This is a genomic window from Streptomyces sp. NPDC058751 (assembly GCF_042746485.1).
Lineage (GTDB): Bacteria > Actinomycetota > Actinomycetes > Streptomycetales > Streptomycetaceae > Streptomyces.
Genome location: NZ_JBHYPZ010000090.1, coordinates 1 through 7,217, shown reverse-complemented (window position 1 = coordinate 7,217; position 7,217 = coordinate 1). Strand labels below are relative to the sequence as shown.

General features: G+C 69.4%; 8 protein-coding genes and 1 pseudogene. 5 read left to right on the top strand and 4 right to left on the bottom strand.

Annotated elements, in window-relative coordinates:
• Positions 1-168: 168 nt before the first annotated feature.
• Positions 169-957, bottom strand: coding sequence for a hypothetical protein (locus ACFW6B_RS40885; protein WP_386604986.1), 789 nt, complete (start codon positions 955-957; stop codon positions 169-171).
• 121 nt (positions 958-1,078) lie between these two features.
• On the opposite strand from ACFW6B_RS40885, the gene ACFW6B_RS40880 reads away from it, so the two are divergent.
• The 3 genes from ACFW6B_RS40880 (at position 1,079) to ACFW6B_RS40870 (ending at position 3,486) form a co-directional block, all read left to right on the top strand.
• Entirely contained in the window at positions 1,079-1,870 is a 792-nt protein-coding gene (locus ACFW6B_RS40880) for an ABC transporter ATP-binding protein (RefSeq protein ID WP_386604984.1), read from the top strand.
• A gap of 91 nt (positions 1,871-1,961) precedes the next feature.
• Complete coding sequence (locus ACFW6B_RS40875; protein ID WP_386604982.1) at positions 1,962-2,396, top strand: NfeD family protein; 435 nt, start codon at positions 1,962-1,964, stop codon at positions 2,394-2,396.
• Positions 2,397-2,526: 130 nt separating this feature from the next.
• Complete coding sequence (locus ACFW6B_RS40870; RefSeq protein WP_386604979.1) at positions 2,527-3,486, top strand: SPFH domain-containing protein; 960 nt, start codon at positions 2,527-2,529, stop codon at positions 3,484-3,486.
• Between the two features lie 67 nt (positions 3,487-3,553).
• Here ACFW6B_RS40870 and ACFW6B_RS40865 read toward each other — a convergent pair whose 3' ends face one another.
• The 3 genes from ACFW6B_RS40865 to ACFW6B_RS40855 all read right to left on the bottom strand — a co-directional run bounded on the left by ACFW6B_RS40865 (position 3,554) and on the right by ACFW6B_RS40855 (position 5,565).
• The gene (locus tag ACFW6B_RS40865; protein WP_386604977.1) at positions 3,554-4,060 is read right to left on the bottom strand and encodes an HNH endonuclease; all 507 of its coding nucleotides are present in this window, start codon (positions 4,058-4,060) and stop codon (positions 3,554-3,556) included.
• 144 nt (positions 4,061-4,204) lie between these two features.
• The gene (locus tag ACFW6B_RS40860; protein WP_386604975.1) at positions 4,205-4,744 is read right to left on the bottom strand and encodes a YbhB/YbcL family Raf kinase inhibitor-like protein; all 540 of its coding nucleotides are present in this window, start codon (positions 4,742-4,744) and stop codon (positions 4,205-4,207) included.
• A gap of 38 nt (positions 4,745-4,782) precedes the next feature.
• Complete coding sequence (locus tag ACFW6B_RS40855; protein ID WP_386604972.1) at positions 4,783-5,565, bottom strand: sporulation protein; 783 nt, start codon at positions 5,563-5,565, stop codon at positions 4,783-4,785.
• Between the two features lie 320 nt (positions 5,566-5,885).
• Here ACFW6B_RS40855 and ACFW6B_RS40850 point away from each other — a divergent pair, with 320 nt between their 5' ends.
• Both ACFW6B_RS40850 and ACFW6B_RS40845 read left to right on the top strand, forming a co-directional pair.
• The gene (locus ACFW6B_RS40850) at positions 5,886-6,497 is read left to right on the top strand and encodes a DNA-3-methyladenine glycosylase (protein ID WP_386604970.1); all 612 of its coding nucleotides are present in this window, start codon (positions 5,886-5,888) and stop codon (positions 6,495-6,497) included.
• Positions 6,498-6,541: 44 nt separating this feature from the next.
• Positions 6,542-6,838: pseudogene (locus tag ACFW6B_RS40845) on the top strand (3-methyladenine DNA glycosylase); the annotation flags it as partial.
• Positions 6,839-7,217: the final 379 nt, after the last annotated feature.

Below are 7,217 nucleotides of genomic sequence, written 5' to 3'. Positions count from 1 at the left end.
TGCCGGTACATCAGATGCCCGTCGCCACCGACGGTCACCTCTCCGTCCAACGGCGACGGGCGGATGTACCGGCACGACCCCGCCCCCCCCACCGGCACCGAACCGGCGACGCCAGCGCGAGCGACCCCGCACGGCCCCGCCCCACCCACCGGAGCCGAACCCGCGACGTCAGCGCGCCCCCCGCTCCCGTTCCTCCACGAAGGCGTTGTACGCGGCCACCTGCGCCCGCCGGGCCGTCCGCTCCACCGGACGCAGGGCCTCGGCCCGCGCGGCCATCTCCGACGCGCTCACCGCGCCACCGTGCCCGCTCTCGTACGCCACGGAGACCAGCGCCCCGACCCGCTGAGCCAGCTCCAGCACGCGGACCGCGCGCGGCGGGTACCCGGGGGCCAGCGCCTCCCGCCCCCGCTCCGCCCGGGCCCGGTACGCGTCGATCGCCGCCGCCGCGACCGGCCCCGACCCGGCCACGTCCAGCCGGGACAGCACCTCCGTCGCCTCCCGGAGCGCCTCCGCCAGCTCCCGCTCGGCCTCCCCGAGCGAGGGCACGTCGGCCGGCGGCGCCTCACGCACGGCGAGGCAGTGCCACACGACCTCGACGTGCACGTCACCTGCGGGCCCGGCCTCGTACACCTCGGGCACGAGCCCCAGCGCCGAGCCGTGGCAGACCACGGCCTCCTCCGCGTCGAGGGCGCGCGCGTTGAACTCGGGCGGCCCGCTGAGCCCCAGCGGATGCCCGGGCGCGGGCAGCGCCACCCGCAGACCGGTCACTCCGAGTCTGCGCAGCCGGCCGAGGGCGAGCGTGAGCCCGACGGGCCCCGACTCGCCGGGCAGCCCTTCGACCCGGTGCACCGCGTCGTCCCCGACGATCGCGAGCACGGCGTCATCCGGAGAAACAAGTCCGGCCAATAGGGCATTTCCCCATGCGGCCAGCAGTCCTGAGCGTGGTTCCGAGAGCATGTCCCCACCCTAAGGACCGGGCGATGGGTCGGTGTGGCCGACCGGTGGCGTAGGTTTTCCCTGGGGGCTTCGTCCACAGACGTAAGCGACGGCCGAGACTGCAATGGGAGACAACGCGCTCATGAGCGATGTACTGGAACTGGTGGACGTATCCGTGGTCCGCGAGGGCCGGGCTCTGGTGGACCAGGTCTCCTGGTCGGTCAAGGAGGGGGAGCGCTGGGTCATCCTCGGCCCCAACGGCGCCGGGAAGACGACCCTCCTGAACGTCGCCTCCAGCTACCTCTTCCCCAGCACGGGCACCACCACGATCCTCGGCGAGACCCTCGGCCACGTCGACGTCTTCGAGCTGCGCCCGCGCATCGGCATCGCCGGTATCGCGATGGCGGAGAAGCTCCCCAAGAGCCAGACGGTCCTCCAGACGGTCCTCACCGCCGCGTACGGCATGACCGCCGGGTGGCACGAGGACTACGAGGACATCGACGAGCAGCGCGCCCGTGCCTTCCTCGACCGCCTCGGCATGAGCGACTACCTGGAGCGCAGGTTCGGCACCCTCTCCGAGGGCGAGCGCAAGCGCACCCTGATCGCCCGCGCCCTGATGACCGACCCCGAGCTGCTGCTCCTCGACGAGCCCGCGGCGGGCCTCGACCTCGGCGGCCGCGAGGACCTCGTGCGCCGTCTCGGCCGGCTCGCCCGCGACCCGATCGCCCCCTCCATGATCATGGTCACGCACCACGTCGAGGAGATCGCCCCGGGCTTCACCCACGTCCTGATGATCCGCCAGGGCAAGGTGCTCGCCGCGGGCCCGCTGGAACTCGAACTCACCTCGCGCAACCTCTCCCTCTGCTTCGGCCTCCCCCTCGTCGTCGAGCAGGTCGGCGACCGCTGGACCGCGCAGGGCCTGCCGATGGGCTGAACCGCCCGCGCACCCGCGCACCCCTCGACCGGAGTGTCCGACGCGATCGTGCGCTCTGTCCGCCGGGGGGCCGCGGTCCTACCATGACCACGTGGACGACATCAACGCATGGGTGTGGTGGCTGATCGGTGCGGCCGGACTCGGCATCCCGCTCGTGGTGACCGCGATGCCCGAGTTCGGCATGCTCTCGGTGGGCGCCGTCGCGGGCGCGGTCGCCGCGGGACTCGGCGGCGGTGTCGTCGTCCAAGTGCTCGTCTTCGTCGTCGTGTCGGTCGCGCTCATCGCCGTCGTACGTCCCATCGCGGCCCGGCACCGAGCCCAGCGCCCCGAACTCGCCACGGGGATCGAGGCGTTGAAGGGCAAACAGGCCATCGTCACGGAGCGCGTGGACGGTTCGGGCGGCGGCCGCGTCAAGCTCGGCGGCGAGATCTGGTCCGCGCGCGCCCTCGACGGCGCCCAGGCGTACGAGGTGGGCCAGGAGGTCGATGTCGTGGACATCGACGGAGCGACGGCGATCGTCATGTGACCTCGTACAACGCAAGTGAACCGAACGCCCCACGTGGCAGACGACGTTCTGTCAGACTCGACCAGCAAGATCTTCAACACCCATAAGATCTTTCGCAATTGCCGAGTGGAGAAGGGTACGGGGAGCATCGATGGAACCGATCATCATCGTCCTGATCATTCTGGTGGTGCTGGTCTTCATCGCCCTGATCAAGACCATCCAGGTCATCCCGCAGGCCAGCGCGGCCATCGTCGAGCGGTTCGGCCGCTACACGCGGACGCTGAACGCCGGCCTCAACATCGTCGTCCCGTTCATAGACTCGATCCGCAACCGCATCGACCTGCGCGAACAGGTCGTGCCGTTCCCGCCGCAGCCGGTGATCACCCAGGACAACCTGGTCGTCAACATCGACACCGTCATCTACTACCAGGTCACCGACGCGCGCGCCGCGACGTACGAGGTCGCCAGCTACATCCAGGCGATCGAGCAGCTCACCGTCACCACGTTGCGCAACATCATCGGCGGCATGGACCTGGAGCGGACCCTGACCTCCCGCGAGGAGATCAACGCGGCCCTGCGCGGCGTCCTCGACGAGGCCACCGGCAAGTGGGGCATCCGCGTCAACCGCGTCGAACTGAAGGCGATCGAACCGCCCACCTCCATCCAGGACTCGATGGAGAAGCAGATGCGCGCCGACCGTGACAAGCGCGCCGCGATCCTCACCGCGGAAGGCATCCGCCAGTCCCAGATCCTCACCGCCGAGGGCGAGAAGCAGTCCGCGATCCTGCGCGCGGAGGGTGAGGCCAAGGCCGCGGCCCTGCGCGCCGAGGGCGAGGCCCAGGCCGTCCGTACGGTCTTCGAGGCCATCCACGCCGGAGACCCGGACCAGAAGCTCCTCTCCTACCAGTACCTCCAGATGCTCCCGAAGATCGCCGAGGGCGACGCCAACAAGCTCTGGATCGTCCCCAGCGAGATCGGCGACGCCCTCAAGGGTCTCAGCGGGGCCATGGGCAACTTCGGCGGACTGGGCGGCGGTTCGGGCAACGGAAGCCCCGCGGGAGGCTCCGGCGGCAGCACCGAGCGCCGCGAGAAGCCGTCCATCACGGACTGACGCCACGACGGTACGACGAAGGGGCCCACCTCCCGCGGAGGTGGGCCCCTTCGTCATGTCCTACGCGCTACGCGGCCGGCTGGGCCAGCCACTCGGGCAGCGCGTCGAACTCGTCCTGGCCGAGCGCCAGCAGCATGGCGTCCGCGGGAGTCGGCTCGAACGGTTGTCGCAGCAAGGGCATCTGGGCCTGCTCCGGCGTACGGTCGGCCTTGCGGTGATTGTCCTCGGCGCAGGAGGCCACGGTGTTCAGCCACGAGTCCTGACCACCCTGGGCCCGGGGCACGACGTGGTCCACGGTCGTGGCCCGGCGCCCGCAGTACGCGCACCGGTGCCGGTCGCGTACCAGCACACCCCGCCTCGACCACGGCGCTTGTCTTCGGAACGGCACCCGGACGTACCGGCAGAGCCTGATCACCCGGGGCACGGGTATGTCCAGCGCGGCACCGCGCATGCGCAGTTCGGGATGGGCCTGTTCGACTACGGCCTTGTCCTGCAGCACCAGAACGACGGCTCGGTTCAACGTCACTGTCGACAGCGGCTCGAAGCTCGCGTTCAGTACCAGCGTGTCCCGCATCCAGCCCACCTCCATTGCGCACCGGCCCCCCGACGGCGGGCTGGGATCAACTCTGGCCGGGCACGCCGAGATGGACAACGCAATAAAAAAGTGCCCGCCCCTGATCACTTCCATGACCAGGGGCGGGCAAACGTTCGGTGAACGTCAGTCTGCGGCGGGAGCCGCGTACTCACCGATCAGTTGGGCACGCGCCAGCGTGTGGAACCGGAGGTTGAAGCCCACCACGGCGGGCGACACGTCCGCGTCGGGGCCTAGTTTCTCCTGGTCCACGGCGTACACGGTGAAGACGTACCGGTGCGCGGGATCCCCGGCCGGCGGCGCCGCGCCGCCGAAGTCCCGGGACCCGTAGTCGTTCCGCACGTGGACGGCACCGTCGGGAAGACCCTCGAACTTTCCGCCGCCCGCACCCGTGGGCAGCTCCGTCACCGAGACCGGGACGTCGAACAGCACCCAGTGCCAGAACCCGCTCCCCGTCGGGGCGTCGGGATCGAAGCACGTCACGGCGAAGCTCTTGGTCTCCGGCGGAAAGCCTTCCCAGCTCAGCTGCGGCGAGGTGTTCCCCACCGCGTGGACCTGCGCGTCCTTCAGCACCGCGCCCGGTTCCACGTCCGCGCTGGTGAGCGTGAACGCCGGCACCGGCGGATGGAAGTCGTGCGGAAGCGGCGGCCTCTTGAGCTCGGTCACGTCAATACCTCCTGAACGGCGGAATCCGTGCGTCGAGCCTAGAACCAGCTGCGCTTGCTGCCGACCTCCGACAGCCACTGGTTCAGGTATCCGGCCCAGTCGGTGCCGTGGAAGTCGTGCAGGCCGACCTGGAAGGAGCGGAAGGAGTCGCTGCCCTCGCTGAACAGACCCGGCTTCTTGTCCATCTCCAGGATGACGTCCATCGCGTGGTCGTCGGCGACGAAGCTCAGCTCCACCTGGTTCAGCCCGCGGTACTGCGACGGCGGGTAGAACTCGATCTCCTGGTAGAACGGCAGCCGCTGACGCGTGTTGCGGATGTGGCCCTTCTCCATGTCCGCGTTCTTGAAGCGGAAGCCCAGCTGGATGAAGGCGTCGAGGATGGCCTTCTGCGCCGGCAGCGGGTGCACGTTGATCGGGTCGAGGTCACCCGAGTCGATGGCGCGGGCGATCTCCAGCTCGGTGGTCACACCGATGTTCATCCCGCGCAGGGCCTGTCCGTCGATCATGGTGATCGGCGTCTCCCACGGGATCTCGAGACCGAACGGGACCGTGTGCACGGCGCCGGCCTGGAGCTGGAAGGCCCCTCCGAGGCGCAGCTTCGTGAACTCGATGTCCTGCTTGTACTCCTGGTCGTTGCCCTCGACCTCGACCTTGGCCTGCAGGCCGACCGACAGACCCTCGATCGACTGGTCGACCGAACCACCCTGGATCCGCACCTCACCCTGGACGACGCCGCCCGGAACGGTGTTGGCCTCCGTCAGCACCGTCTCGACCGAAGCCCCACCGGCCCCCAAGCTCGCAAGCAGCCGCTTGAACCCCATGTCGTCACTTCCTCCCCAGGCAATGCCTGTTCGTCCTCTGCCTGTCTGGATCCTTTGATCCCTACAAACGCGATCCGGCCCCGGCCGGTTCCGCGTCCCCACCCTTCCAAGGGAAAGGACCCCTGGCCACCCCGCAGACACGCATCCGTCGGACTGCTCCGAACGGTTCCGGACTCCACCGCGCCGGTGAGCACGGAGGGACTACGCTCGTACGCCATGATCGCGGCTCCTGACCGTACGCCCCCGACGCGGGACTTCCCCGACCGGCCCGCCCGGTCATGTGCACGTCTGCTTCACCCACGCAGGGCAAGGCGGCCGGCATGAACTCGATCGACCTCGCCCGACCGGCCGAAGAAGTCGCCCCCGAGCTGCTCGGTGCCGTCCTCACCCACGAGACGCCCGAGGGCACCGTCGGCATCACCATCACGGAGACCGAGGCGTACTCCGGTTCGGCCGACCCCGCCTCCCACGCCTACCGCGGCAGGACGGCCAGGAACGCCGTCATGTTCGGACCCGCGGGACACCTGTATGTCTACCGGTCCCACGGACTCCACTGGTGCGCCAACATCGTCACCGGGGTGGACGGCATCGCCTCGGCCGTCCTCATCCGGGCGGGCAGGGTCGTCGAAGGGGAAGAGTTGGCCCGTGAGCGGCGAGGGGACAAGGTCGAGAGGCCGCGTCTCGCGCGGGGACCGGGGAACTTCTGCCGAGCGCTCGGCATCACGGCGGAGCACAACGGCACGGCCCTGCTGACAGGCGGCCCGGTCGCGCTGTCCGAGGGCGAGCGGGTGCCCGCCACGCTCATCCGGGTCGGTCCTCGGGTGGGCGTGAGCAAAGCCCACGACTGGCAGCACCGCTTCTATCTCGCCGGTGACCCGACGGTCTCGGCGTACAGGCTGAGCCCGAGAGCCAGGCCGCCCGCCGGAGCCTGAGCCGCTGCACGCCCCGCTCGCGGCTCGCCGACGACCAGGTGAACCTCGCCCGTAAACGTCGGCTCTCGGCCCGATACGACAAGGAACCGGCCAAAGGGCCGGCGTGCCTCCCGACGGTCCCGGGGGTGGGCCGATCGCTCGACGGCGTGGACGCCCGCGGTCCCGAGGATTCACCCTTGACACTGCTCAGGGGGTCACCCGTACCCTCCGACCAGGTACGCGACGGTCTGCGTACCGGGGTCTCCGGCGACGGAGGCGTTCACCTCCGGTGTTTCCGGACCACCGACGATCCGACGGTGAGTCCGCACAGGGCCCGTGCGCCCCGCCGCGGTTCAACTTGACGCGCCCCTTGGCGATCCGTAATGTAGCCCGAGCCGCTTGAACCGGTTACGGCGTTCAGCCAGCAGCCGAGAGCGGCCAAACCACTACCTGCGATTCCCCGTGACAGGGTCTTATTCGGCGTGCCCGCATGTCTGAATTCGAACCCGCGGAGCTCGATTATGAGTCGCCGAGGGAATCGGCTAACGTAGTGAATGTCGAAAGGCCGCGAAACGCGAAAGCGCTGAAAGGCTGGAAGGCAAAACCCGCCGACTGGGAGTCAGGCCCGAAAGGATCTGATAGAGTCGGACTCGCCGGAAAGGGAAACGCGGAAGCGGGAACCTGGAAAGCGCCGGGGAAATCGGATACGGAAACGGTCTGATAGAGTCGGAAACGCAAGAC